The 636-nt window shown below is 74.2% G+C and carries 1 protein-coding gene; it reads right to left on the bottom strand.

Annotated features, from left to right (window positions below; translation table 11 throughout):
* Positions 1-596 (bottom strand): DUF7134 domain-containing protein (locus CCL05_RS42110; protein ID WP_425275994.1); only part of this gene is annotated, 596 nt, incomplete at its 3' end.
* Positions 597-636 lie beyond the last annotated feature (40 nt).

The raw sequence follows: 636 nt of genomic DNA, 5'->3' as shown, positions 1-636 counted from the left end.
GCGATCCGCAGCCGCTCCTCGGCGACCCGGCGGCGGGCCTCCTCCTCGCGGGTGCGTTCGGCGCGTTCGGCGCGCTCCCGTATGGCCTGGACGAAGGCGCGGCGGCTGCGGACCGCGTCGCCGGCGGTGGCGCCGATGCCGGTCCAGGCGAAGATCGCGAGGTTCTCCTGGGCGTACCAGGGCAGGCTGCCGGCGGCCATGGCGGAGCCGGTCAGCACGGTCATGGTGAGCAGGCCGACGCGCCAGGTGGTGGGGCGGTCGGTGGTGGAGGCGACGGTGTACAGGGCGATGACCGCGGACATGGCGACGGGGGCGCGGGGGTCCCCGGTGACGGATTCGATGACGGAGACGGCGCCGGTGAGGGCGAGGACGGTCATCGGGGCGCGGCGGCGGAAGACCAGGGCGGCGGCGCCGAGGGCCATGAGGACGAGGCTGAGGGGGTCGGGGGTGCGCAGGGCCCAGCTGACGCTGTCACGGTGGCGGGGTTCGACGAACGAGCCGGCGACCATGCAGACCAGGACGGCTGCGGCGAGGGCGGCGTCCATGGCCAGGGGATGTGCCTTTGCCTGGCATTTGGCCCGCTGGAGGGTGCTCACGGGGGTTTACGGTAGCTGGGGTGGGTGTGCGGGGGTATGG

It is taken from the genome of Streptomyces africanus, from assembly GCF_002150735.1.
Taxonomy (GTDB): domain Bacteria; phylum Actinomycetota; class Actinomycetes; order Streptomycetales; family Streptomycetaceae; genus Streptomyces; species Streptomyces africanus.
This window is presented reverse-complemented; position numbering and strand designations above follow the sequence as displayed.